Origin of the sequence: Desulfovibrio sp. 3_1_syn3 (assembly GCF_000145315.2) — a bacterium.
GTDB classification, from domain to species: domain Bacteria; phylum Desulfobacterota; class Desulfovibrionia; order Desulfovibrionales; family Desulfovibrionaceae; genus Desulfovibrio; species Desulfovibrio fairfieldensis.
Map to the genome: position 1 here is coordinate 2,018,852 of NZ_ADDR02000001.1, position 24,292 is coordinate 2,043,143.

The 24,292-nt window shown below is 50.2% G+C and carries 24 protein-coding genes and 1 tRNA gene; 11 read left to right on the plus strand and 14 right to left on the minus strand.

The annotated features are described in order from the left end of the window. Positions 1–130 precede the first annotated feature (130 nt). Positions 131–616 (minus strand): hypothetical protein, encoded by a 486-nt coding sequence (locus tag HMPREF0326_RS08490; RefSeq protein WP_008684591.1) that lies wholly within the window; start codon positions 614–616, stop codon positions 131–133. 269 nt (positions 617–885) lie between these two features. After that, positions 886–2,160 carry a RelA/SpoT domain-containing protein gene (locus tag HMPREF0326_RS16055; RefSeq protein ID WP_008684590.1) on the minus strand — a complete coding sequence of 425 codons (1,275 nt, stop codon included), beginning with the start codon at positions 2,158–2,160 and terminating at the stop codon, positions 886–888. 345 nt (positions 2,161–2,505) lie between these two features. On the opposite strand from HMPREF0326_RS16055, the gene HMPREF0326_RS08500 reads away from it, so the two are divergent. The 3 genes from HMPREF0326_RS08500 to HMPREF0326_RS16760 all read left to right on the plus strand — a co-directional run bounded on the left by HMPREF0326_RS08500 (position 2,506) and on the right by HMPREF0326_RS16760 (position 6,785). After that, on the plus strand, positions 2,506–3,570 hold the full coding sequence (locus tag HMPREF0326_RS08500; RefSeq protein WP_008684588.1) for a Fic family protein: 1,065 nt from the start codon (positions 2,506–2,508) through the stop codon (positions 3,568–3,570). Between the two features lie 87 nt (positions 3,571–3,657). Further along, entirely contained in the window at positions 3,658–6,054 is a 2,397-nt protein-coding gene (locus tag HMPREF0326_RS16060; protein WP_020990439.1) for a restriction endonuclease subunit M, read from the plus strand. A 5-nt stretch (positions 6,055–6,059) separates the two neighbouring features. Next, positions 6,060–6,785, plus strand: coding sequence for a restriction endonuclease subunit S (locus HMPREF0326_RS16760; protein WP_008684585.1), 726 nt, complete (start codon positions 6,060–6,062; stop codon positions 6,783–6,785). An 85-nt stretch (positions 6,786–6,870) separates the two neighbouring features. On the opposite strand, the gene HMPREF0326_RS08505 is transcribed toward HMPREF0326_RS16760, so the two are convergent. Continuing rightward, a complete protein-coding gene (locus HMPREF0326_RS08505; protein WP_020990440.1) occupies positions 6,871–7,098 on the minus strand; it encodes a hypothetical protein in 228 nt (75 codons plus the stop codon). Here HMPREF0326_RS08505 and HMPREF0326_RS17200 point away from each other — a divergent pair. After that, on the plus strand, positions 7,085–7,534 hold the full coding sequence (locus HMPREF0326_RS17200) for an ATPase (RefSeq protein ID WP_198012619.1): 450 nt from the start codon (positions 7,085–7,087) through the stop codon (positions 7,532–7,534). The genes HMPREF0326_RS08505 and HMPREF0326_RS17200 overlap by 14 nt on opposite strands. A 42-nt stretch (positions 7,535–7,576) precedes the next feature. Here HMPREF0326_RS17200 and HMPREF0326_RS08510 read toward each other — a convergent pair whose 3' ends face one another. From HMPREF0326_RS08510 to HMPREF0326_RS16765, 7 genes are all read right to left on the minus strand, one after another. Beyond that, positions 7,577–7,978: a plasmid mobilization protein gene (locus tag HMPREF0326_RS08510; RefSeq protein WP_147568400.1), complete on the minus strand. Its 402-nt coding sequence runs from the start codon at positions 7,976–7,978 to the stop codon at positions 7,577–7,579. A gap of 179 nt (positions 7,979–8,157) precedes the next feature. After that, positions 8,158–8,487 carry a TraK family protein gene (locus HMPREF0326_RS16070; RefSeq protein ID WP_008684582.1) on the minus strand — a complete coding sequence of 110 codons (330 nt, stop codon included), beginning with the start codon at positions 8,485–8,487 and terminating at the stop codon, positions 8,158–8,160. Between the two features lie 3 nt (positions 8,488–8,490). Then, positions 8,491–9,168 (minus strand): hypothetical protein, encoded by a 678-nt coding sequence (locus tag HMPREF0326_RS16075; RefSeq protein ID WP_008684581.1) that lies wholly within the window; start codon positions 9,166–9,168, stop codon positions 8,491–8,493. Between the two features lie 3 nt (positions 9,169–9,171). Then, positions 9,172–9,387 carry a helix-turn-helix transcriptional regulator gene (locus HMPREF0326_RS08520; RefSeq protein WP_008684580.1) on the minus strand — a complete coding sequence of 72 codons (216 nt, stop codon included), beginning with the start codon at positions 9,385–9,387 and terminating at the stop codon, positions 9,172–9,174. A gap of 296 nt (positions 9,388–9,683) precedes the next feature. Next, on the minus strand, positions 9,684–10,868 hold the full coding sequence (locus HMPREF0326_RS08525; protein WP_008684579.1) for a tyrosine-type recombinase/integrase: 1,185 nt from the start codon (positions 10,866–10,868) through the stop codon (positions 9,684–9,686). A 350-nt stretch (positions 10,869–11,218) separates the two neighbouring features. Beyond that, complete coding sequence (locus HMPREF0326_RS08530) at positions 11,219–11,422, minus strand: hypothetical protein (RefSeq protein WP_020990441.1); 204 nt, start codon at positions 11,420–11,422, stop codon at positions 11,219–11,221. Between the two features lie 70 nt (positions 11,423–11,492). Continuing rightward, positions 11,493–11,846, minus strand: coding sequence for a hypothetical protein (locus HMPREF0326_RS16765; RefSeq protein WP_147568401.1), 354 nt, complete (start codon positions 11,844–11,846; stop codon positions 11,493–11,495). Positions 11,847–12,053: 207 nt separating this feature from the next. Here HMPREF0326_RS16765 and HMPREF0326_RS08535 point away from each other — a divergent pair, with 207 nt between their 5' ends. Beyond that, on the plus strand, positions 12,054–12,341 hold the full coding sequence (locus HMPREF0326_RS08535; RefSeq protein ID WP_008684576.1) for a helix-turn-helix domain-containing protein: 288 nt from the start codon (positions 12,054–12,056) through the stop codon (positions 12,339–12,341). Between the two features lie 13 nt (positions 12,342–12,354). Then, positions 12,355–13,080, plus strand: coding sequence for a DUF4393 domain-containing protein (locus tag HMPREF0326_RS08540; RefSeq protein WP_020990442.1), 726 nt, complete (start codon positions 12,355–12,357; stop codon positions 13,078–13,080). A gap of 480 nt (positions 13,081–13,560) precedes the next feature. Here HMPREF0326_RS08540 and HMPREF0326_RS16080 read toward each other — a convergent pair whose 3' ends face one another. From HMPREF0326_RS16080 to HMPREF0326_RS08550, 4 genes are all read right to left on the minus strand, one after another. Continuing rightward, positions 13,561–14,439 (minus strand): helix-turn-helix domain-containing protein, encoded by an 879-nt coding sequence (locus HMPREF0326_RS16080; protein WP_008684574.1) that lies wholly within the window; start codon positions 14,437–14,439, stop codon positions 13,561–13,563. 18 nt (positions 14,440–14,457) lie between these two features. Continuing rightward, the gene (locus tag HMPREF0326_RS08545) at positions 14,458–15,663 is read right to left on the minus strand and encodes a tyrosine-type recombinase/integrase (RefSeq protein ID WP_008684573.1); all 1,206 of its coding nucleotides are present in this window, start codon (positions 15,661–15,663) and stop codon (positions 14,458–14,460) included. A gap of 98 nt (positions 15,664–15,761) precedes the next feature. Then, on the minus strand, positions 15,762–16,475 hold the full coding sequence (locus HMPREF0326_RS16770; protein ID WP_147568402.1) for a hypothetical protein: 714 nt from the start codon (positions 16,473–16,475) through the stop codon (positions 15,762–15,764). 367 nt (positions 16,476–16,842) lie between these two features. Continuing rightward, positions 16,843–16,919, minus strand: a tRNA-Glu gene (locus tag HMPREF0326_RS08550). A gap of 34 nt (positions 16,920–16,953) precedes the next feature. Between HMPREF0326_RS08550 and HMPREF0326_RS08555 the strand changes: the two genes are divergently transcribed. The 5 genes from HMPREF0326_RS08555 (at position 16,954) to dapF (ending at position 24,280) form a co-directional block, all read left to right on the plus strand. Continuing rightward, positions 16,954–18,705, plus strand: coding sequence for a sigma-54 interaction domain-containing protein (locus HMPREF0326_RS08555; protein ID WP_020990444.1), 1,752 nt, complete (start codon positions 16,954–16,956; stop codon positions 18,703–18,705). Between the two features lie 548 nt (positions 18,706–19,253). Further along, positions 19,254–20,462 carry an ammonium transporter gene (locus HMPREF0326_RS08560; RefSeq protein ID WP_009301376.1) on the plus strand — a complete coding sequence of 403 codons (1,209 nt, stop codon included), beginning with the start codon at positions 19,254–19,256 and terminating at the stop codon, positions 20,460–20,462. A 26-nt stretch (positions 20,463–20,488) separates the two neighbouring features. Continuing rightward, positions 20,489–20,827, plus strand: a complete 339-nt coding sequence (locus HMPREF0326_RS08565; RefSeq protein WP_008684566.1) for a P-II family nitrogen regulator — start codon at positions 20,489–20,491, stop codon at positions 20,825–20,827. 33 nt (positions 20,828–20,860) lie between these two features. After that, on the plus strand, positions 20,861–23,053 hold the full coding sequence (locus HMPREF0326_RS08570; protein ID WP_008684564.1) for a glutamine synthetase III family protein: 2,193 nt from the start codon (positions 20,861–20,863) through the stop codon (positions 23,051–23,053). 357 nt (positions 23,054–23,410) lie between these two features. Next, positions 23,411–24,280 (plus strand): diaminopimelate epimerase, encoded by an 870-nt coding sequence (gene dapF / locus HMPREF0326_RS08575; RefSeq protein WP_008684562.1) that lies wholly within the window; start codon positions 23,411–23,413, stop codon positions 24,278–24,280. Positions 24,281–24,292: the final 12 nt, after the last annotated feature.

Sequence of the window (24,292 nt, forward strand, 5' to 3'; positions counted from 1 at the left end):
TTGCCGCCGATTGAATGCCGGGCAGGACATGCCGGGAACGGCAACGCCGCAGGCGGCGGGGATTGAACGGATGACAAAAGCCCCTGGCAATTGTGATTGCCAGGGGCTTGTCTCTATCTTTGGCTGACGCTTATGCCGGTACGCTTGTTTTCTGTACCAGGTTAAAATCCGCCAGTTGGGAGCAGACCGTATCGAGCAGGTCCAGCGGGCGGGCGAGGTTTTCGCCTATCAGACGCAGCTCAAAGCCGGATATCTCCACGCTTTCGTCAATATGGCGCATGAGCATGACCGTCGCGGACAGGTCGTCATGAATCCGGTCCACCAGATGCGAAAATCTGCCCTGCTCGTGCTGTTGGAGCAATTCATACTCCTGGCGCACAGTGAACGACGGCAGGCGGAAGCAGCGGATTTCCTCATGGAACTCGCCGCGCTTGTAGCCGTCCTCAATGGGGCCGGACGGCACTTGATCCTCGTCGTACGCTTCCACTGTGCCCGTTTCCGGCGCTTTGCCGATATTGAGCAGGGCTTGCGCCGCTTCGCTGAGCATGGCGGCTATGACGCTGAGGTCTGGTGATTGGGGGCTTGGGGCAGATGGATGGGCGAGAGGCTTGGGCATGGGAACTCCTATGGATTCAGTATAGGCATTTGGTATGAGAAATGCCGGGACTCAACTACGTCCATAGGAACGCTGCTCGTATTCCCCTACGAGGGGTATTTTATTCGGAGCTATCATCCCGGCAAATTGTAAGGCAAGAGAGTGGGTAAGGAATACCCCACAAAAAAACCCGACAATAAGGCCGGGCGTAGCCGTCAAAATACGGGCTCGCCTATGGATTTAGTAGAGTTAGTATCCCAAACTTCATTAGAAAGGTCAAGAAGAAGAGTCTAAAGGCAAGATTCAATCTCATTTTTTTTAGAAATGTTGAGTGAAACCGGACCTTGGGGATATTTTATTATATATCCTTTTTCTATTAAGGACTGCAATGAGTATTCAAATGTCAACACATTCCTACAATAATGGTTTTTTAAAGTGTCAACGGATATCTTCTTAGACCAATATTTTTTCCCAACCATACAAAGCAAAATGTGACGTGCGCCAGTGTCTAAATCCATTCTTTTAGATAAGCTAACGATTGAATCATCCAGGCTTTCCAAAACATCTTCATAGCTATCAATCCCAAAATAATGTCTATGAGTTTCACGCACTGTTGAAATATCTGATGATCCAATCATAACAACTTCAAATCCTAAATGATTTGGATAAAAATTTTCCGTTTCAACGTACGATTTAATAGCTTCATCGGGGTTTCTGCTTATTACTTTCCAATCGACAAAACAACCCGTATTCCAATCTAATATAAGTATCCAATTATTAAATTTGTCTTGATTTCTATGTTTATTTTCTTTTTCTACAAGTGTTTTAATTACCCCCTCATCAACGTGCGCGTTAAGGATATTTTTTTTATCTGATGATTCAATTATTCGCCTAGCTGTATCTCTTGCTCTGTCCAAAGCAATTTTTTGTGATGAAGAAGGTTCTCTTCCTGCTTCAATTTCATTAAATATTTTGGCCAAGTTTTTAAAATAATCTAAGACAATATTACTACCTTCAGATTCTTTGAGGTAATAACCATAAATTATTGATGTTCTTTCAATGCCTTCCGCCCAATAATGCTGAATTTTACTTCTTATTTGAAGCTCAAGTTTGTATCCACTAATGGATAAAATGACGTGAAGCGCTCTATATCCTGTATCGTCTCGTCCATGATCTCTATAATCTGTTATTCTATGAATATGTATATGCTCATTTTGTTCAATTTTTCTTTTTAGGAAAGAAAATAGATCGTTAACATCTTTATTTGTGTCAACAATTATTCGCAATCCACCAATATCTTGAAGTTGTGTTAACCTTACACTTAGCCTTTTCAATTTCCGTATTATTTGTGGCTTTCTTTTTAATCTTTGGGCTATGTAGTATACCTTGCTAAAACTTGTAAGCCAATCTTGAATCTCAAGTGTGGTATAAGTTAAAACTGGGAGATGCTCTTTTCTGTATTCGTCAAAATATTCTTCAAATTCAAGATAAATATATTCATCAACTTCAATTGATTTTGATAGGATATATCCAGATTTATCAACCTTACTTTTTGAAACAGACATAACAGAGTCTCCAGGGTAACGTGTCAACAACTTTAATATACTTTTCTGATTTTTTACAAACCGGTGGGGGAAATTTACCGCACAACGAAAAAAGCTCTTACGATTTCTCGTAGGAGCTTGATTCCATTTGGCGTCCCCAAGGGGATTTCCGGTACTTTGTAAGTATCTGGAAAAGAATATTATCAGAAGTTTTGTCGTAGTCAATACCCGGATAAATACCGTAAATATAGTTGGTTACGGTAAAACTATTGGACGACATTGGTCTTGCTAGGCTGGTCAGCTTCGTAATTGGATGAAAATGGATGTTTTTATAGCTTGACAAATTGGATGTTTGTGGATGTATAAATGAGTATGCTCAACACAAACACATTGAACATCACCCCTGAATTTCTCGGACTGATTGCGGAAATTGACGAGTTCAAAGGCGCATGGAAAGCCTTGGGAACTCTCGCGCCTGAACGCCTTTCCGCTCTGCGCCGGGTCGCTACCATCGAAAGCATCGGCTCATCCACCCGCATTGAGGGGAGTAGGCTTTCCGACAGTGACGTGGAAAAGCTTTTATCGAATCTCGCCATCCATTCTTTCTCATCACGCGACGAGCAAGAGGTTGCCGGGTACGCGGAGGTCATGGAGCAGATCTTTCAGTCCTGGGAGTACATTCCTCTGACAGAAAACCACGTCCGCCAGCTTCACCGGGATTTATTGCAGCACAGCGATAAAGACGAACGCCACCGCGGAAACTACAAAACTTCGCCAAACAACGTAGCGGCCTTTGACGACCAGGGGAAACAGATCGGCATCGTCTTTGAAACCGCCACGCCTTTTGATACTCCCCGGCTCATGGGCGAGTTAATTGAATGGACAAATGCCCAACTCGAAACCAAAAGGCTGCACCCTTTACTGGTCATCGGCATATTTACCGTAACCTTTCTTGCCATCCACCCCTTTCAGGACGGCAACGGGCGGCTTTCTCGCGTTCTGACCACTCTTTTGCTGCTCCATTCTGGTTATGCCTACACGCCCTATAGCTCGCTGGAAAGCGTCATTGAGAACAGCAAAGAGGGCTATTATCTGGCCTTGCGCCAGACGCAAACGACCATTCGTTCAGATGCTCCCAACTGGCAGCCTTGGCTGCTTTTCTTCCTCCGCGCCCTGCATCAGCAAATGAAGCGGCTGGAAAAGAAAGTTGAGCGGGAACATATCGTGCTGGCAGCTCTGCCGGAACTTTCCCTGCAAATTCTGGAATACGCGCGCGAACACGGACGGGTGACACTGAAAGATATGGTCATACTGACCGGAGCCAACCGCAATACCTTGAAAGAGCATTTTCGCAAGTTGGTGGAGGACAGGCAGTTGACTATGGAAGGTAAAGGGCGAGGGGCGTGGTATCGAATTGGGCCTAAATTTTAAGGCGCTGTCCCAGCGTTTGAAAAAATCATCAGTGAGTGATAAGCGTTCTATCACTTAAATAATAAGAATCGCTTTCGTGAGGAACATATGACTAAATTGTCTACTAATGAAAGAGAATGGTATTATGCTGCGATTGATAAGTTTGGTGGCGCTGCGGTCGCCATTAATCGAAGCAATGATACCGTTACATACAACCAAAGAATCAAATCTGACGAAAGCCATACCAAGCAAGCAGACCCAGAAGAGTTAGCGCATGCATTGATGGTCTGTATGCTTAACAGCGATAAGTATAAGTATAAACTTGAAAATATTGAACATGAAATACATTTTGCTCATGGAAGCAAAGGAAGTATGTCGGACGAAGTAGATATAATAATAAATGATGACGATGGATTACCCTATGCTATAGTAGAACTAAAATCTGCAAGTGAATATTTATCCTCAAAAACTGATGCAATAAAAAACCAGCTGTTTGGAACAGCTCCCTTAGTTGGTTCCCCAAAACTTCTCGTATACGCAACGATTGAACCAAAAAATATTCCAAAAATAACATCTATATGTATAGATTACACACGTTATAAAAGTTATGATGGATGGATTTCTGAAGGGGAACCGCATTCTGACCAGTTTCCTGTAGATTACCAGGATATTGATTATACTCCCTACACTAACCAAGGTGCGAAAGACTTGGAAATGGATAGTAATCTTTCCGACTTTCGAGCAATTGCTTTGTCTTTTCATAATGAATTTTTCGGGGAGCACCCAGACAATATCCTTTTTATGAATTTGGTGAAATGTTTATTGGCCAAAATCCACGATGAGAGAACATGCAAAAAAGATAAGCCATATGCCTTTCAGATATTTCACAAAAATGGAAGACCAGAAAACTCAATAGAAGTTTTTGAGCGAATCAACAAGCTGTATACACAATCATACCAGAGATATATCGACTCTAGCGAAGGGGATGAAATTAACTCGAAAGAATTCCCTGAAGAACGAGTGAAGTCTGTTGTCCAAGCCCTTCAAGGTATTTCTATAACTAAAGGCGCTGCAAGACATGGAGACATTATAGGGGCTTTCTTTGAGGAGATTTTGCGCTCCGGCTTTAAGCAAGATCGAGGCATGTATTTTACTCACGATAATTTGGTGAGATTCATGGTAGAAGCTGTCGGCCTATCTACTCTAACCGAAGTGGTATGGAAAAAATCGAATCACCCTGACAATAGAATTCCATATATAATAGACCCTGCATGTGGCTCTGGAACATTTTTATTGCATGCAATGAACACAATAACCAATACAATAAAAAAATCTGAAGAAAAGCTTGTTATAGATCATGACTCAGAGCAATTTTATAGGGCAAGGTTATCAAATGAACAGCCAAATTACTGGGCAGAAAATTTTATATATGGCTTTGACCCAAAGTTCATTATGGCAATAACTGCAAAGGTAAACATGGTTCTTCATGGTGACGGATCAGCTCATATATATAAAGAAGACGCCTTTAAATCTTTTTCACTTTATAACGACGTAAGGCTGAGGCCATGCAGCGATTCTCAAAGAAGTGTACCACGAGCCAATTATAGCCAAGATGTATGTGAAACATTTGATGTTGTAATCTCAAATCCCCCTTTTGGTATTACTTTACCGATTGAATCACAAAGAACTTTAGCTAAAACATTTTTGCTTTCAAACTCCACTCCAAGTGAAGGATTGTTTATAGAAAGATGCTTTCAGTTACTGAAACAAAAGGGAAGGTTAGCATTAGTTCTTCCAGAGTCACTTCTCAACGCAAAAGAGATGGTAGATGTGCGAAGATTTATCTTCAGATTTTTCAATATTAAATCTATTGTCTCACTACCGAGAAATATATTTATTGATACACCAACCCTTACAAGCTTACTTTTTGCTCAAAAAAAGACAGCGGAAGAGATCTCATTATGGGATAAAGAGTGGGATAAATATAACGCAATTGTAGAGCAAAAAGTCAAGCAAGCTTCTCAAATGCTTAACAAGAAAATTTCCTCTAAGTATTCAGGTGAAAAACTCTCGGAAATGTTTTTAAAAGAATTATATCCTATTATAAAAGATGATGATTGGATTATTAAAGGTGGGAAAAATCCAGCTATAATCAAAATTGGAAAAGAAAACTTAGGTGGCATGAACGGACAAGAAGTAGCCTCGTATTACAAAGATGTATTAAAGACTGCCGGATTCAAGTCTTCAACGATGTCTTATATTTTCGAAAAAGTTTCTGAATCTTTTGATTATAAATATCCTGTATTTATGGTCGATGAGGTTGGCTATAAATTAAGTAAACGTAAAGAAAAAAGCCGTCCTAATCAGCTTTGTTTATTTAAAGGAGTAAATTCAAACAGCGTTATTACTAACCTCCATCTCGCACAAGAATGTGAAATATTGATTAATTCCGAGTCTCCAAAGACAGTTTTGGATATGCTATCAACAAACATCGTATGGGATTAAGCACTATGTCCGATGAAATAAAAAATATACCACCAAAACTTTTTTGGAGTTCACTCAGCCTTTCAGCCTCAAGCTATTCTTTGCGGTGTGATGCTAAGTTTGCAAATGATAGCGTTCAGACCATCTTAAAAAAAATACGAAGCTCTGGTTGCTTTGAAATTGGTGATTTTTTACCTAATACCTTTGTTAAAGGGATTCAGCATGAGTATTTGGATGTAATTACCGACGATTCTGTCCCTGTAGTAAATACTCTATCAATTCAAAACATGAAGATTAACATGGAAGACTGTCGATATATACAGTCAGATGATTTTGAGAATCTTTCTGACGAGAGAAAGATAAAAATCAATGATGTATTACTAACAGTCGATGGTGGCACAAGTATTGGAAAAGCAGTTCTTTTTGAGGAAACTATTTCGTCAACAGTTGACAGCCATGTTTGCATACTGCGTCCCCAAGGAATAAAGCCTCTAACATTAGTTTACTTACTAACTTCGAAAGTCGGACAGATGCAGTTTAAAATCTATGAATCAGGCGCGAGTGGACAAACTACAGTTACAGAAGAAGATATTAGAAGATTCATTTTTCCTTCGGCAGCTCTCGAAAGCATTGATGAAGTTGTTAGAGATATAGAGGCAAAGAGAGCTGGAATTTCAAAAGAAATCGAGCAATTGAAGAGAAAAGAAAATTCTTTATGGATAAGTCTTGATAATCTCCTCAGTGCTTCATGATTACTCCCTACTCACTAGCTGGTTGAGTTCTCAGCCAACCGTCATTGACATATTTCACTTGTCATGTTTTTTATAAAAAAGGTGCTCAAAACACCTTGACCAGCGACGGCTCCCACCCTGTAAGTTTGTGGGTTTTCTTGTGCCCTTTTTTGGGGCGCTGGCTTCCTGCATTGTACCTCCGGGTGTGGGCGAAATAAAACACCGGCTTGCCGGGAAATAGCCCGCCGTCTCGCTGGCGGTTTTGAGCGCCCGGAGTTTCCATTTTGGAGACTCCAATCAAAAACTCCAGCGAGGTTTTTATGTCCCATCCCATGTGCGCGGCTCCACAGCCCCAATCTTCTTTGCCCACCTCTCAAGCCTATCCAGAACTGGCAGAGCGAATCGAAAGATTCCAGAAAGCCGCCCAGGATTTGCTCGCCATTTATGAACCAGCAGAGCATAACCCGGACAATGTCCCTAAGCCTGTCCAAACGACAAGTGGCGAAACCCGCTGCTACTATCTTTCACAAGGAACGGTTCAGCATGAAAAAGAGCTTTTGAAAAGATATCATGTAGAAGATTTTCGCGGACTTCTTGTCGAAACACACATGCTACTCGTTGGTTTGGTCAAGGTTATGAAGAGCACACCCCACAACATACGGGTAAAAGGCTATGTCATCGCCAGTCTTGGATGCCTTCTTGAGCAAGCTTCCGCTTTAGTATTGAGGATGCGGAACGTATACGACAAGGTAGAAAAGGTCAGTCCTTAAATTCCGAACAGCCCCTGGTCAGAAAATGACCAGGGGCGTTTTCTATTCCACACTGTTTACGGCCTCCTGCACCTCTTTCTGCCGCTTATCCAGTTCATGCAGCAACTTATGAACGGTGTGTCTGTCTGCTCCTTCCGAAAGGGCCAGTTTGACCAGCCCGCCTAATTTCCCCAGGTCTCCGCGCAACCGGCGCAGTTCCAGCCGCAACTTTACATGCTCCAACCCTGGCACATTGTAGCCCATGCTCACCAGCTTGCAGAAGTTGGACAAGGATCGGTTCGTCCGGTCGGCGCTGGCCGAGATATGCGCGTGTTCTTTCGGCGTAACGTACATTGTGATTCTCAATTTCTTTGACGGCATTTTTTCCTGCCTTTGGCGTTGAGCTTCCGAAGGAAGCGAATAAGCAGCCCATAGGGCCGAGCGGGAAGTACATGTACTTCCCATGTCCGGCCCCTCTCTTTTGATTGTTCAATTCACCACCAATGACACTAGGGAACGTCGACTCTCCATTATGGTTGTTTTTCGCCGGTTCGCGCAGCTTGTGGGCATGATGGCAATAACTTGCAACAGCGGCGTTGTTTTGAGGCAGTTTTCGTGATTCCGGCAACATGCACATGGCCCGCCTAAATCAAGGTGGATATGTCGATGGCACTCATGTCGAACGCTTTGCGGTGGTCTACGCTGCCGGGTACCATGATTGGCCCTTTCCTCGGTTCGGTTCGCAATACGGGCGGTTTTCCATTATTTGAATGCTTCCGTTTGCCACCGCCCCTCACATAGTCGCAAAAGGCGGAATAGCTGCACGTCACCCGGCCCTGGCCTTTCAGATGCTCATATATGGAGCGGACGGTATAGCCTTGGGTCTGCATGGATTCCACTTCCTCACGGCAAGCAAAATATTCCACGCGGGCCGCACCGGGCATTCCCGGCTTGATTCTTGGTTTTTCTTTCATGGGTTATGCCTCTCTGCTTTGATTCGTGTACCCCATGCGCCGAAGAATATCCCCGGCGTTGTGGATATCCTGTTGGCTATCTTCCGGCTCGTCAGGGTCAAAATACGGCTTCTTTTGCAGGATGCTTTCAAGGTAGCCGCCTGGGTTATTGGGATTTTTGGTTTCTATGTGCCGTATGATTCTCCTCGCCCGTTCGCTTCCCGGTTCGATTCCATGGCGGGAAAGAACGGGATAGAGGCTGATGCGGAGCGGTGGCGGTGAAGCCTGTCTGTCTTTGTTCTTTTCTTCTTCTGGTTTGATCTGTTGTATACCGGAGTGAGTACCGAGCGGCTCGTGAGCCGCTCCCGAGTTCTTACGCGTTCTGCTCGTCCATTCATCCTGCAATTCCAGCAAAATAGACGCGGATAGTCGCAGCTTGGAATTCTCACCCTCTGAAAAGATGATTCCGTGACTTTCCAGTATATGGAGTAACTCATGCAGTTTTTTGCTGGAAATGCCGCATGTCTTCGTCCATTCTCGCATGGAAACTCGCAGATCCGGCTCGTTTTGCCCGTTCCACGCTTCGGCTATCCGCTCAAGCAACAGCCATGTTGCGCCGTACCCGGCAGGGCCGAGAGCTTCACGCACATCGGTCATGGCTGCGGAACGGCAAAACGAACTGGGATGTTTTATCCAGCGCACGTCCTAACTATCCTTGTCAGTTTGTGGTATGGCGCCGAGGGTCTGGACAAATTCGGTAATATCTTCAGCACGCCAGACGGTGGTGCGGGGGCCGAGCTTCACCGGCTTTGGAAATCGTCCGGTACGGCATCCTTCCCACCAGCTGCTTTTACTGATGGGGATGATGGCAAGGATTTGCGGCAAGCGGAGAAAGCCGGTTTCGGGGATTCTGATGGACATAAACAAACCTCCTGACTGTTCGTTGGATATATGAACTTTGTTAGCACGGGTTTTTCAGAAGGCCGAAAAAAAGTCCCTCAAGAGGGGCTTTTGCAACGTCCAGGGACGCCGAGGTATACTTAAATTTCTTCAAAAAAACACTTGACGGGTTTTGGATAAAATCTCCAGGTATGTCACGGTATACTTTCTTTCTTGGCTTTTTTGCGGCCTTGAGGCGGCGGCGCGTTCCTTGTGAGTGACACCCTGAAAAGTGTCGCGCTGCAAGGAACGTGACGCCGCCGGTTAGCCAGCAAGCCCTAGCTTGCTTTGAGTTTGTCGAGGTAGTCGGCCCATTCCTGCATCATACGGCGGCGTTCCGGCAGATATTCAGCGTAGTTGTAAGCGGCCCGTACATCGTTGCGCTCTCCGTGGGCAAGCTGGCGCTCTATCCAATCCCGGTTGTAACCAAGCTCGTTGAGCAAGGTGGAAGCAACGGAACGGAAGCCGTGGGTGCACATTTCATGCTTGGCATAGCCCATGCGCCGTAGAGCGTTGAGCATGGTGGCGTCAGCTATGGGTCGGGTTTCCGTCCTTATGGATGGGAACAGGTATTTACCGCTGCCGGAAAAGGGTTGTAGCTCCTTGAGGATTTTGACCGCCTGTTTGGACAATGGAACAATATGCATCTGCTTCATTTTCATGCGCTCGGCAGGGATGCGCCATTCTTGGGCCTCAAGGTCGAATTCACTCCACTCGGCGGCGCGTAGCTCGGTAGGACGGGTGAACACGAGCGGGGCCAGACGCAAAGCGCAAGTAATGGAAAAATAGCCGTCATAGACGTCAATGTCGCGCAATAGTTGGGCTACTTTTTTCGACTCCGTTACGGCTGCCCGGTGCGTTACCTTGCGGGGTCGCAAAGCGCCGTGCAGATCAGTTGCCGGGTTGCGCTTGGCGCGGCCTGTAATGACGGCGTAGCGATAAACCTGACTGATAATTTGCAGCAAGCGGCGGGCGGTTTCGTTCTGCCCCTTTAGTTCGATGGGTTTGACCACGGCGAGAATATCCGGTGCTTCCATTCTGGCGATATGCTCTTTGCCGATGACCGGGAAGATATACTTTTCCATCCGGTACAAGACTGTTCCTCGGTGCTTTTCAGTGAAGTCGGCGGTGCGGGTATCGTGCCATTCAAGCGCGATATTTTGAAAGGTGTCTTTGGCCTCGGAAAGCTGTTCTTCCTTGGCGGCTTTCTTCTGCGCTCCGGGGTCAATGCCATCGGCAAGCAGCCGTTTGGCCTCTAGCCGCAGTTCACGGGCCTTTTCCAGGGTAATAACCGGGTATTCCCCGAAGCTGAGCACTTTTTCCTTGCGCTCAAAATAGTAAGCCATACGCCAGAATTTTTTGCCGGAAGATGACAGGTATAGGTACAATCCATTGCCATCAGCGAACTTTGCGGGCCTGCCAGGGTATTTGAGGTTTCTAATCCGGGTATCGGTGAGCGACATGATGAGTTCTCCTTGGTCAAACGTGGATGACGGGATACCCGAATGGACGATAATACTTATAAAATTTAGTATATTACGTCAAAAACCGGGTATCAGGGCTGCATAACACAGTTCGATACCCACAAAAATACCCGGAAAGTTTTTGGATGACCTTGGATTTGGCTGGACGTGGGGATTACAACTAAGCTCGGAAAAGCAAGAGCGGCAAGGTCTTTTAGTACCTTGCCGCTCTTTGTAATACCCAAATTTGGCGTCCCCAAGGGGATTTGAACCCCTGTCGACGGCGTTGTGATCATTGGGCTGAATTTATTGGCTAAATATTTTTCCCTAATCTTTTCCCGACTGAAAAATCAACGCTTGGCGTCCACCGGGGGATTTGAACTGCTCCCCGTTTGAGCGCCGCTTTTGTTTCCCTGCGTGTCGCGCACCACCAAGGGCGTCCCTGTGCGCTCGGCAAGCTCGCGGGCATCTTCGGCGGCTAGGGTCAGCGCCGTTTCCACTTGAGCTATAATTGCCTGAAATTCAGGGCTATGGGCGTTTATTTGTGCGGACATGGTTTTCTCCTGTAGCAACTTGGACTGTGCGGTAATCTCAGCCTGTTAAGTACACTTAGCCTTATTCCGTCTAGGAAATAATAAATACATTTATAATTTTGCCGTCTCTAATGTAAAATTGCCAAGTTTGGAATCCTGTATATGTACCAAAACTATTTTTAGCATTAACATTAACGCTCACTATCCAGCAGAATACTGTTTCACCTGTAGATAGCTTTCCGTTATGCTTATCTTCAAAATATGTTTTCCGTGGGTTGTCTATAAATCTTAACTGGGCTGAGCGAGCATCTTTTAAGCTGTCAAGAATATACTGCTGTATAATCAATTTGTAATTTTGTGGGTACACACCACAATCTGCCGTATTGATTTGCTCCTGCAATATTTTTTTGCGCTCGACTTCGGCTAATACCCTTTCTTCGCGCATTTGTTCTTCTTGCCTTTGTTGTTCAGCTAGCCGAACTTGTATTTGCTCTCGAGTTTCCCTAGCTGCACATCCGGCTAGGATGCTAAACAATATCGCACAGAAAAAACACCGTTTTAGTCCTCGCATACTTCCTCCCAAGGTTTATGGCGGCAATCAAATGGTATATTTGTACCATTTTAAAAGCAAGTCCTGCGGTACTTTGCTAGCATGGAAAAAGTAGCAGGGCTAAACTGGGCAATCGCCAAAACTATTAAGGATATACGCGAATCTAAGGGGTGGACGCAGGCTCAGCTTGCGGGCTTTGCCGGGCTTTCAGATGTATATATTGCCAAGTTGGAACAAGGCGTTCGTGGCGATTCAATAAATGCGCTGGTGCAAATTGCCGCCGCCACAGGGATAACATTCGCCGACCTTGCACGCGCTATAGAAGCTGAACTGGCTGCTGGCCCGCAAAAGCCTCAAAACAGCAAAGGGCGACCACGCCAACAAACGTAAGCAGGAAAAACGTATGCTGCCAGATATATCAAAATTCCTTCCTGGTGAAAAAATATATGAGGACCTACTACAACCATCAGCGCAACAGTTGGGTGATGCCTTTAAAAATGTAGTAAAAACAGCAAGGTTTTTACTTGCCCCTGTAGATTACTTAGCAACCCAACAGGATCGATTTCAAAATTACCTCAAGCGCATAGCAGACAAGGTGCCGCAAGAGAATTTAGTAGTGGCATCTCCTCAAGTTGTAGGAAAATCCTTTGAGTCTTTACGTTATTTGGAAGATGACAGCATCCTTGCAGAAATGTTTGTCAATCTTTTAGCTTCGTCTGTAGATAAAACTAAACATAAAAATTCCCACCCCGCATTCCCTAATATTATCGATAACATATCGCGTGATGAAGCAATAATCTTGTATTTTCTAAACCAGCAGAACTTCAAAATAAAACAATATGCCGTATATAATAGGGCAGACAACACTTTTGCGGCTCCGCAAAATTTAAATAATTCTTTTCCTGTCAGTAAATTGGATTTTCCTGATAACTTTTTTGTTTATATGAATCATTTGAACAGTCTAAACTTAGCGGGCGTTTGGCAAGAAGGCAATCAAATACCAGATATAAAAAATGGAATTCAAGTTGGGGTCACTATTAACAATACTATCATGCTCCAAGATTTTGGTAAGATGTTTGCAGCGGCAAGCATGGTTGATGACATAAGCCGTTTTGGCGTTGAAGTATAAACTTAGGATAAAGTGGTATTGACCACGTTGGATAAGCACACCTTTATCTGCGCTGTCTTAGCAATCTCCAGCGAGAAAACGATAAATGTAGCCGCTTAATGGCGAAATCTCGAAAATTGTTTCTCCTGCCAAATCTCGCTGAAGTCGAGGGGTGGGGTTGATTATTTTGGCATCCCCTGTTTTTCAGTAGTTTATGCGCGTGCATGACTCGAACATTGGTCGGGGTGCTGTGTATTATTCTAGAATTAACTTTATTTGCGATGCGAGCCTTACCTTGGGTCGTTTTACCAACAATATGAAATAACCCAAACAAGGCGGGCGAACAGACCGCCAATAGTTATTATATTGTTCTTTTGTATAGTTAGTAATTTATAGTTATAGTACTCTCTTTGCCGTTTGGTGGTGTTGGTTTTGCCGTTTAGCAACATAGTGGTTGCCGCTCGGCTATGCCGCATTGCCACTAACAGGGAGGCTGTTTTTTTACTCCCCCCCACCGTCTGACTGTAACCGTTTTGCTAATGGAACTTTTTTAGGTACGGGGTTCAAGCGACGCAAAGCTGCCCCCATGCTACGCCTTGCCCCTCCTGTACTGCCCATGTTGCGGCGGCGTGCTGATTCTTCTTTTGCTTTTTTTATGGCTGCTACTACGTCACGAAAATACGCCTTCGGCCAAAAGGGAATAACGAACCCATCTATCTTGCCTTCGCTATGAGGTATTATTAAACTATTATCGATAAGCCACGCCTTTGCATCACGGTATGTACGATCTGCTACGCCAGCCAATCTCGCAAATTCTGCTGCACTATGAGCACTTCCAGACAAAAATTGGATGTTAGATAGTGGTAATGTTCGCCATTTTTTTCTCTCATACACTTCGACAAACTCTGCTCCGTTGTAGCCAAATTCGGTTGAGCTAAGGCCAGACCAAGCAAAGGCCTTTAAAATCAGATAGACCCGGCGTTTTTTGGGAGGCATTTCACCCCATATGCCATACTCAAAAAGTTCACGATGCAAAGCAATCCATTGTCTAGTATAGCTTTTGTCGTCATTATTTTTGTCATAACTAAAAAGAAGACGATATTCATTGTAGCTTTGTGCCCCTGTTAGGCTGGTAGTTTTGGCAATCAACCCTTTATCTGCTAATCCGTCAATGCCTTTAGCTACTGTTGCTTTGCTAACTTTAGCCAAAGCGCATATGCGTTCATATCCAGGATATGCCTTTTGCTTATTGTCCGCGTGGATTGCAATAACAGGGAGCACAGCTATCTCTGCGTCAGAAAACTCAAGCATACCGCCTTCACGAAAAGACTTTCCCCAAGGTAATAAGCAAAAACTACTATTTTTTCCTTTAGCAACCACTTTCGCCTCTTTATGTATTTAGTCCTTGTTGCATAGAAAATTAGCCCACCAAACCATCATCTCACAACGGCCTTCCAAAAATTCGGTATGCAAGTATGCAGCCCGTACTTTGTCCAGTGGCGCGTGGGCAAGCTGGCGCTCAATCCAATCGCGGTTAAAACCCTTCTCGTTCAGTATGCTTGAGGCCATGCCTCTAAAACCGTGGGCACACATCTGATGCTTTTCATATCCCATGCGGCGTATGGCACCGTTAACAGTGGCCTCGGACATCGGGCGTTCGGTGCTGCGTACGCTTGGGAATAAATAGCGGGTATGTCCGCTTATTGTCTGCAATTCTCGTAACACGTCCAATGCCTGTTTTGCCAGTGGCACCAAGTGCGGCTGCCGCATTTTCATCTTTTCGGCAGGAATGCGCCACAGCTTGTTTTCCCAATCAATTTCGTCCCACTCGGCGCGGCGAATCTCACCAGGACGGCAAAAGGTTAAGGCCGAAAATTTCAAGGCCAAGTGGGTAAGCTGGCTGCTGTCGCGGTAAGCGCCAATAGCCAGCATCAGGCCAGCGATTTCTTTCGGCGTGGTGATTGCTGCCCGGTGCTTTTCCCGCAAGGCAAGGTTCGCATACTGACGGTGGACAAGTTTCGTCCAGTCCACTTCAACACCTGGTATTTCCTGGTCAATGGCATAGCGCAGGATTTGGGAAATGTTATTACGAACCTTTTTCAAGGTCTGATACTTGTTTTCTGCCTGTAAGGTATCCAAAACGGCCTTTACGTCAGCCTTGGCAACTTCCGCAATAGGCTTGTCGCCGAAACGGGGCAACACATGCCGTTCCAAGCGTTTTACCGTATCATCAACCGTAACGGCACCCAAGGCCGACTGCCGCCATGCCAGCCATTGCGCCGTTACTATACGGAAGGTAGTAGCATTGGCTCGGACTTTGGCTTTCTCGGCTTTTGTGGCAGCGGCGGGGTCAACGCCTTGGGCAAGCTGTTTTTTGGCATCTCGTGCCAAATCTCGCGCTTCCTCCAAACTAAACAAGGGGTATGCGCCAAGGCGAAGCAGCCGCCACTTGCCGTCAAAGCGGTAGGCAAAGTAAAAGACCTTGCCGCCCGCAACAGACACGGCAATATGCAGCCCGCCGATGGTGCCGTCACTAACTTTGTAAGGCTTGGTTTTGGGCTTAAGCGATTTAATCTTTGTTTCAGTAAGGGTGTCGCGTGTCATAGGGATAACTCCTTCTAGTGGACGTTTTCCCCACATTTAACGCGATCAAATATTCAATCCGAGTCCGGCGTGTAATCTTTTCTGAGTAAACAAAAAGATTATCTCAATTCGCGCCATCCAATAGTTGTTCCGCGATTTTCATCGTTTGCAATTGAATAAAAGTCAATCAGTTGACTATCTATATTTATCTCTGTGCCATCAGGGTTGACAAATTTACCATTGTTAAAATTCTCTCCATGAGTGGGATAAAATCCATAAGAGTAATAAAGATAATTTCCAGGATTACCAAGGTAGCATTCGCTGATAAACACTATTTCTTTGCTGCTAGTAAAAATTTTCGCTTTTTCAAAATCACACATTTCTTTCATATCGCCAATAGTTGTTACTCCAAGAGCCATCCCTTCAAATGGTGGTAGATTAATGGGGTGTTCTTTGCTACCACGTTCTACGGTAATCACATTGACACTTTCGCCATCTGATGTTTCTATTTTAATATCAACATTTTTAAAAGAATATAAATACACTTTATCTTTTACTGCTTCATCTGCAAAGTATCCTCCAGATCCGCGATATGTTTTAAATGGTGAACCTAAGATGTCTTTAACAGAGTCAAGAGCACTGCCAATTTTTATAAAATCTAATGTCGACTTTGGAACTATTTTATTTGATGATTTAGGTAGAATAAGTTCAGTTTGTGCAAGTTTGTCCTCATGTGACTTATACATAAATGTTTGATAGCTAACAAAAAGGGCAACAAAAGAAATTAACAAAGATATTAATGCCACTATCAGTTCAAATTTTGGCATCTTCACAACCACCCTGCTTTTATCATGTTAATAGTTCAAGTCTTGATGCTTCCTGACATTTCCTATTTTCTTAACTTACAACCTCGCTTCGGTAAAGCTATCGCAACTGGCTTTTGTTTTAGACTTAATCAATAACATCATGTTTCAATTAGGATATTTCCGGGCATAGGGATAAATCCCCCTCAACAGACAGTTTTCCCTGCTTTTATCCCGACTAAGTACTCATTCCAAGCGAGTAACTTCGCACCGGCCAAGCGTCCCCATCGTCCAGCCGGGCTTGGACTTCGGCCTTTCATCTCAACAAAATGTACACAAAGCCATGTACACAAAACAAGAAAAGGCACTTACATTTCTGTAAGTGCCTGAATTTACTTGGCGTCCCCAAGGGGATTTGAACCCCTGTCGACGGCGTGAAAGGCCGTTGTCCTGGGCCGGCTAGACGATGGGGACGGGTGAGAGGCCCTTATAAAGGAAAGCCGGTACCGTGTCAAGCGTGCGTCGCAGCGCGACCGGCCGTGCGGAAGCCGTATCCGGCGGCGGGTGGAGCGGCCGCAGGGCGGCCCGCAACGGCGGCATTGCAAGGCCGTGCGGCCTGGGGTATTTTTCCGCCATGCCCAGCGCCGAATCTTCCTCTTTGCCGTCCGCCGCAACGCCGTCATTGACGCCGGATTCCGTTGCCGCGCACTGTGAAAGCCAGCTCCGCCTGCTGCTGGAGCTGGCCCGGGTCATGAATGACGCCAGCGACGTGGCCCAGGCCCTGGACAAGGCCCTGGCTCTGATGGCCGGGCATCTGCACATGATGCGCGGGGCCATCACCCTGGTGTCGCCGCAGACCGGCGAAATCCGCACGGAAGCCGCCTACGGGCTCAAGCCCGCCGAGTGTCGGCGCGGGCGCTACGTGCGCGGCGAGGGCATCACCGGCCGGGTCATTGAAAGCGGCCGCCCCATGTATATCTCCAATGTCTCCCAAGAGCCGCTTTTTCTGAACAAAACCCGTTCGCGCGATCTGAAAAAGGAGGGCATCTCCTTCATCTGCGTGCCTATCCGACTCAATGATCAGGTGGTGGGCGCGCTTTCCGTGGATCATCTCCTGGCCGACGCGGCCACCTTGGAAGACGAGGTGCGTCTGCTGTTGATCATAGCGACCCTCTTGGGGCACGCGGCCCTGGAAACCCAGGGCCGCATGGATGAGGAAAGCCGCCCCTCCCTGCGGCCCAGGGGCTTTGTGGGCAATTCGGAAAGCATGCAGAAGGTCTACGCCCAGATCGCTCAGGTGGCCCCGTCCGCGACCACGGTTTTTTTGCAGGGCGAATCCGGCACAGGCAAGGAACTGGCGGCCAGGGCCATTCACGCGGGCAGCGCCCGCGCTCCCCGGTCCTTTATTTCGCTCAACTGCGCGGCCCTGCCGGAAAATCTTATTGAAAGCGAGCTGTTCGGGCACGAGCGCGGGGCCTTCACCGGAGCCAGCGCCACCCGCAAGGGCCGCTTTGAACTGGCGGACGGCGGCACGCTGTTTCTGGACGAAGTGGGCGAGCTTTCCCTCATGACCCAGGCCAAATTGCTGCGCGTTCTGCAGGAGCGCACCTTTGAGCGCCTGGGCGGCATGGAAACCAGACATGTGGACGTGCGCTTCATCACCGCCACCAACCGCGACCTGGAGCGGATGGTGGAGGAGGGGAGCTTCCGCCGCGATCTGTTCTACCGTCTGAATGTCTTTCCCATTTCTTTGCCGCCTCTGCGCCTGCGCCCCGAGGATATCCTGCCCCTGGCCGGTCATTTTATTGCAAAATTCGCCGCGGCCAACGGGCGGAAGAACGTGCGCCTTTCCCTGGCCGTGATGGATATGCTCCAGCGTTACGCCTGGCCCGGCAATATCCGCGAGCTGGAAAACGTCATGGAGCGCGCCGTGCTGCTTCTGGGCCGCGAGAGCCTGGTGCTGCCCCAGCACCTGCCGCCTTCCCTACACAGCATCCGCGAAGGCCGGGACGGCGCGGATTGCTGCGTCATCCGGCCCGGTTTCGCGGGCAGTCTGCGGGAGCGTCTGGACGAACTGGAACGGGCCTGCATTGTGGAGGCCCTGGAATCCAGCCAAGGGCAGATCGGCAGGGCGGCGGCAAGCCTGGGCCTGACCGAGCGGATCATGGCCCTGCGCCTGAAAAAATACGGCATCAGTTACAAAGCCTTCCGTCCGGTTCGGAAGGGCGCGCCGCCCGCCGCAGACAGTATGATTTCATAAAATCGACAAAAATGTTATTTTTTGAAACGGACCGCCGGTGCGCCGGCACAGTCGGGAGATTCGCCGTTTCTCATTGGAAACAGGGCAGGGATTGATTGTCCAAACAATCTTGATGTGAAAAACGACAAAAATGTCTATTTTGAAACCATAGATATAATATACTGATTTTACATGATTTTTCATGAATCGGCTCTTCCTTCGGTTTACCCGGTGGAAGAGCCGATTCTTTTTTTTCGACAATTTTGTAGAAAAGTAGGCCTGTTTGCCGGTGAAGCTCGCAACCGTCTCTTTCGAGGAACTAAAAATAATCTGCAAAATTAGGATAGTATATGTCTGATCCCTCTGCTTTGCGGCTCTGGCATGGATTGTGCCTTGGAGCACAACAGGAGGCGCGGCATGTGCCGCGTTGGGGGTGGACCACGGCGCCGGTTCCATCCCCGGAGTTTTTGTCCGGCCGGATAGGCCGCCGCGCATTCCGGACGCTTGCCGTCCCCGGGAAGGCGAAGCGACGGAAAGCGCGTGTGGCAGCGGCCACAAGGGAGTTTGTGATGAACGCTTCGGATACGGCTTTTGTGATCATCTGCGCCACAATGGTCATGCTGATGACCCCGGCGCTGGCCCTGTTTTACGGCGGCCTGGTTCGGGCGCGCAATGTGCTTTCCACCCACATGCACAGTTACGCCAGCCTGGGGCTGATCACCGTGCTTTGGGCCCTGGTGGGCTACACCCTGGCCTTCGGCGATGACCTCGGCGGCGTGATCGGTAACTTTTCCTACCTTTTTCTGAACGGGGTTGAGGGCACGGCCGCTCCGGCCGCATCCAATCTGCCGCATACCGTTTTTGTGGCCTTCCAGTGCATGTTCGCGGTTCTGACCGTGGCCCTGATTTCCGGCGCGTACGCCGAACGCATCCGCTTTTCGGCCATGCTGCTATTTTCGGGTCTCTGGCTGATCTTCGCCTATGCGCCCATGGCCCATTGGGTCTGGGGCGGCGGCTGGATGGCAAAAATGGGCGCCGTGGACTTCGCGGGCGGCGCGGTGGTGCACATGGCCTCCGGCGCTGGCGCGCTGGCTTGCGCCCAGGCTCTGGGGCCCCGCCTGTCCACCGGCCCGCAGAGCTTCACACCCAATAATCTGCCTTTCACCCTGCTGGGCGGCGGCCTGCTCTGGTTCGGCTGGTTCGGTTTCAACGCGGGCAGCGCCCTGTCCGCCGGTCCGCTGGCCGGTCAGGCTTTGCTGACCACGCATCTGGCCTCGGCCTGCGGCATCCTCGGCTGGATGCTGGTGGAGTGGAAGCGCACGGGCAAGCCAACCAGCCTGGGCGCTGTTTCCGGGGCTCTGGCCGGTCTGGTGGCCATCACCCCCGGCGCGGGCTTCGTGGGCTTGCTGCCCGCCATGCTGATCGGCTTCATCGGCGGCATGGTCTGCTACGGCGGCGTGCTGCTCAAGAACAGGTTCGGCTATGACGACGCCCTGGACGTGGTGGGCATCCACGGCCTGGGCGGCACCTGGGGCGCGCTGGCTACCGGCCTTTTCGCCAGCGCGGCCATCAATAATGTGGACGGCCTGTTCTACGGCAATCCGCATCAGCTCTGGGTGCAGTTCGTCTCCGTGCTGGGCACCTGGGCCTTCGTCTATGTGGTCAGCCGCATCCTGCTCGGCATCGTGGATTCCACCGTGGGCCTGCGGGTCGCTCCCGAAGCGGAGTATACCGGCCTGGATCTGAGCGAACACAATGAACGCGGCTACTCGCTGTAAGCCGTAAGCGGCAAAGGGAGTCTGTCATGAAGAAACTGGAAATCATCATCCGGCCCGGCATGTTCGACAAGGTCAAGGACGAGCTTTCAAAGCTGGGCATTCACGGCATGAACTATTCGGAAATCAGGGGCTTTGGCCGCCAGCACGGGCATACCGAAGTCTACCGGGGCACCACCATGCAGGTGGACTGCCTGCCCAAGATCAAGATTGAATTGGTGCTGCACGACGAGGCTCTGGAACGGGTGCTCGGCGCGGTGGTGGCCACGGCCCGCACGGGTCAGGTGGGCGACGGCAAGATTTTCATCAGCGACGTGCTGGACGCGGTGCGCATCCGCACGGGCGAGCGCGGCAACGACGCGCTCTAGACGCGGCCGGCAAACCGGAAAGGAGACAATACGATGAGTTCCCCCCGTAAAAAGGCGGTGTTCAAGGCTGTTGAGGCAAAGCCGGTGGTTCCTTCCTGCCGGGAGGAGCGGGCGCACGAGGCGGGCGAGATTTTCGGACGCAACGTGTTCGGCTTGGCCGTGATGCGCAAGCGCCTGCCCAAGGACGTTTACCGCAAGCTGGTCAAGACCATTCGCGACGGCGAGCGCCTGAATCCGGAAATCGCCGATGTGGTGGCCAACGCCATGAAGGACTGGGCCATTGAGCGCGGCGCGACCCACTATACCCACTGGTTCCACCCCATGACCGGCCTGACCGCCGAGAAGCACGACGCTTTTCTCTCACCCACGGCCGAAGGGCAGGTCATCAGCGAATTTTCCGGAAGAATGCTGATCAGCGGCGAGCCGGACGCCTCGTCCTTTCCGTCGGGCGGCATCCGCTCCACTTTTGAGGCGCGCGGCTACACCGCCTGGGACCCCTCGGCGCCGGTCTTCATCATTCCCGGCCCCTACGGCGCGACCCTGCACATTCCGACCTACTTTTATTCCTATTCCGGCGAGGCCCTGGACCGCAAAATTCCGCTGCTGCGCTCCATTTCCGCCCTGTCCCGGCAGGCCCTGCGCATCCTGAAGCTCTTCGGCAACACGTCCGCCGGTTATGTGCGGGCCATGGTCGGGCCGGAGCAGGAATACTTTCTGGTGGACAAAAACCTGGCCGCCCTGCGTCCGGACATCATGCTGGCGGGCCGCACCCTGCTGGGCGCGCCCTCGCCCAAGGGCCAGGAAATGGAGGACCATTACTTCGGGGCCATCCCCGGACGGGTCATGAGTTTCATGCAGGACGTGGAAAACGAACTGCTGGCCCTGGGCATTCCGGCCAAGACCCGCCACAACGAAGTGGCCCCCGGCCAGTTTGAAATCGCGCCAGTCTATGAGGAAGCCAACATCGCCTGCGACCACAATATGCTGATCATGAACATGATGCGGCATATGGCGGGCAGGCACGGTTTCGTCTGCCTGCTGCACGAAAAGCCCTTTGCCGGTGTCAACGGCAGCGGCAAGCACAACAACTGGTCCATGTGCGATTCCGACGGCCAGAATCTGCTCAACCCCGGCACCACGCCGCAGGACAACGCGCAGTTCCTGGTCTTTCTGGCCGCGGTGCTGCGCGCCGTGCACAAACACGGAACGGCCCTGCGCCTGGGCACCGTGGGCGCGGGCAACGATCACCGCCTGGGGGCCAATGAAGCGCCTCCGGCCATCCTTTCGGTCTATCTGGGCGAGCAGCTCACCGAGGTGCTGGACAGCATAATCCACGGCAGCCACACCGGAAGCAAAAAGAATCCGGTCATGGAGGTGGGCGTTTCCACACTGCCGCCCCTGCCCGTGGACCTTTCCGACCGCAACCGCACCAGCCCCTTCGCCTTTACCGGCAACAAGTTCGAGTTCCGGGCCGTGGGCTCCTCGCAGTCCGTGGCTCCGGTGAACATCGCGCTCAACGCCGCTGTGGCCTGCGCCCTGGACGACATCGCCACCGAACTGGAAGCCGCGCTTTCCGCGGGCACGGAGCTGAACGCGGCCCTGCGGGAGCTGCTGCCCCGGCTGTTCAGGGAGCATATGCCCGTGGTCTTCAACGGCAACGGCTATTCCGAGGCCTGGCCCGTGGAAGCGGCCGAACGCAAGCTGCCCAACCACAACAATACCGTGACCGCGCTGGAACATTACAGCGATCCGGAGGTGATGAACGTCTTTTTGCGGCACGGCATCCTGAGCGAGCGCGAAATTCTGGCCCGCCAGGAAATACTGCTGGAAAATTACGGCAAGACTCTCCTTATTGAAGGCCATTTGATGGCCGACATGCTGCGCTCCATGGTGCTGCCGCAGTGCCTGGAAGCCCAGGCCAGGGCCGCCGACGTGGTGATCAAGACCCGCGCCGTGCTGGGCGACACGTCAGCCAGGAGCGAGGAGGAATATTTCAATCTTCTGCGTACCCATATCACGGCCCTGCGGATCGGCGTGGACAAGCTGGAAAAGGCCGTGGAAAAAACCCGGAGCGTCGAAGGCGCTCTGGAACAGGCCAGGGAAGCGCGCGACGGCATTCTGACCGCCATGAACGAATGCCGCGCGCATGCCGACACGTTGGAAAGGCTGGTGGAGGACAGCCTGTGGGTGCTGCCCAAGTATTCTGAGCTGCTCTGGGCGCACTAGGTGGAATTCCGGATTGAGTGTTGGGGAGGGGGGTCTCATCCCGGGGGGGAAGATGAATCGCCCTGTTCCCGACCCCCGTGGCCGTAAGGTGACGGGACGCGTCGCCCCGGGCCTGTCCGCCGCAACGGACGGCAGCGGCGTGGCGCGGAGAGGCGGGAAGTCTGGCGGCTTCCCGCCTCTGGCGTCCTCGTGCAAGCCGGACCCGCCGGACCGCGCTTCCCGCGCGCGGCGGCGGAACAAACGTGCCTGTCTTTACTTTCAGTATTTTTCAATCTATAAAAAACAGCTATCCTTACTGAATGAACCTCTCGGCGGAACCGGCGTAAGGCGCGCCGCCGGAAGGGAAGGAGTCACTATATGGTCGCGGGATTGCGTTTCACCAAGATGCAGGGCATCGGCAATGACTACGTCTACGTGAACGGTTTTGAGGAACGGGTGGACAACCCCGGCGAACTGGCCAAACGGATCAGCGACCGCCATTTCGGCGTGGGCTCAGACGGCCTGGTGCTGATTTTGCCCTCGGGCGTGGCCGATCTGCGCATGCGCATGTTCAACGCCGACGGTTCGGAAGCCGAAATGTGCGGCAACGCCACCCGTTGCGTGGGCAAGTACGCGCACGATCACGGCATAGTCAACAAAGACGTCATCCGCCTGGAAACAGCGGCGGGCATCAAGATTATCCGCCTGCTCTTCGAGGCCGGGGAGGTCCGCGGGGCCACCGTGGATATGGGCGAGCCCGTGCTTGCCCCGGATCTCATTCCTGTGGTGCTCGCCCCGGCGCTCACCGAGGGCGAAGATCCGCAGCGCTTTATCGCCCGGCCCGTGGAGGTGGGAGGACGCACGTATGCGGTAACCGCCGTATCCATGGGCAATCCGCACGCCGTGGTTTTCATGCAGGGCATCGACGATCTGGATCTGCCCAAGCTGGGTCCGCTGTTCGAGCACCATCCCATTTTCCCCAAACGCACCAATACGGAATTTGTGGAGGTGATTTCCTCCACGAAAATCAAAATGCGCGTCTGGGAGCGCGGCGCCGGGGAAACCCTGGCCTGCGGCACCGGCGCGTGCGCCGCGGCGGTCGCCAGCGTGCTCAACGGCCATACGGGCCGTTCGCTGGACGTGGAACTCAGGGGCGGCGTGCTGCATATCGACTGGGACAAGAGCGACGACCACGTCTATATGACGGGCGGCGCTGTGGCCGTTTTTGACGGCGTCTATTTCATCTGACAATATCGAGGA

Excerpts from the sequence above, each read along its gene's own strand:
- HMPREF0326_RS08540 (WP_020990442.1), top strand. The coding sequence starts at position 12,355 with ATGCTGCCAGATATATCAAAATTCCTTCCTGGTGAAAAAATATATGAG.
- HMPREF0326_RS16765 (WP_147568401.1), bottom strand. The coding sequence starts at position 11,846 with ATGCGCGAAGAAAGGGTATTAGCCGAAGTCGAGCGCAAAAAAATATTG.
- HMPREF0326_RS16060 (WP_020990439.1), top strand. The coding sequence starts at position 3,658 with ATGACTAAATTGTCTACTAATGAAAGAGAATGGTATTATGCTGCGATT.
- HMPREF0326_RS16070 (WP_008684582.1), bottom strand. The coding sequence starts at position 8,487 with ATGAAAGAAAAACCAAGAATCAAGCCGGGAATGCCCGGTGCGGCCCGC.
- HMPREF0326_RS08510 (WP_147568400.1), bottom strand. The coding sequence starts at position 7,978 with ATGGGAAGTACATGTACTTCCCGCTCGGCCCTATGGGCTGCTTATTCG.
- HMPREF0326_RS08525 (WP_008684579.1), bottom strand. The coding sequence starts at position 10,868 with ATGTCGCTCACCGATACCCGGATTAGAAACCTCAAATACCCTGGCAGG.
- HMPREF0326_RS08565 (WP_008684566.1), top strand. The coding sequence starts at position 20,489 with ATGAAGAAACTGGAAATCATCATCCGGCCCGGCATGTTCGACAAGGTC.
- HMPREF0326_RS08505 (WP_020990440.1), bottom strand. The coding sequence starts at position 7,098 with ATGGGATGGGACATAAAAACCTCGCTGGAGTTTTTGATTGGAGTCTCC.
- HMPREF0326_RS08530 (WP_020990441.1), bottom strand. The coding sequence starts at position 11,422 with ATGTCCGCACAAATAAACGCCCATAGCCCTGAATTTCAGGCAATTATA.
- HMPREF0326_RS16760 (WP_008684585.1), top strand. The coding sequence starts at position 6,060 with ATGTCCGATGAAATAAAAAATATACCACCAAAACTTTTTTGGAGTTCA.
- HMPREF0326_RS17200 (WP_198012619.1), top strand. The coding sequence starts at position 7,085 with ATGTCCCATCCCATGTGCGCGGCTCCACAGCCCCAATCTTCTTTGCCC.
- HMPREF0326_RS16055 (WP_008684590.1), bottom strand. The coding sequence starts at position 2,160 with ATGTCTGTTTCAAAAAGTAAGGTTGATAAATCTGGATATATCCTATCA.
- HMPREF0326_RS08535 (WP_008684576.1), top strand. The coding sequence starts at position 12,054 with ATGGAAAAAGTAGCAGGGCTAAACTGGGCAATCGCCAAAACTATTAAG.
- HMPREF0326_RS08490 (WP_008684591.1), bottom strand. The coding sequence starts at position 616 with ATGCCCAAGCCTCTCGCCCATCCATCTGCCCCAAGCCCCCAATCACCA.
- HMPREF0326_RS08545 (WP_008684573.1), bottom strand. The coding sequence starts at position 15,663 with ATGACACGCGACACCCTTACTGAAACAAAGATTAAATCGCTTAAGCCC.
- HMPREF0326_RS08520 (WP_008684580.1), bottom strand. The coding sequence starts at position 9,387 with ATGTCCATCAGAATCCCCGAAACCGGCTTTCTCCGCTTGCCGCAAATC.
- HMPREF0326_RS08560 (WP_009301376.1), top strand. The coding sequence starts at position 19,254 with ATGAACGCTTCGGATACGGCTTTTGTGATCATCTGCGCCACAATGGTC.
- dapF (WP_008684562.1), top strand. The coding sequence starts at position 23,411 with ATGGTCGCGGGATTGCGTTTCACCAAGATGCAGGGCATCGGCAATGAC.
- HMPREF0326_RS08500 (WP_008684588.1), top strand. The coding sequence starts at position 2,506 with ATGAGTATGCTCAACACAAACACATTGAACATCACCCCTGAATTTCTC.
- HMPREF0326_RS08570 (WP_008684564.1), top strand. The coding sequence starts at position 20,861 with ATGAGTTCCCCCCGTAAAAAGGCGGTGTTCAAGGCTGTTGAGGCAAAG.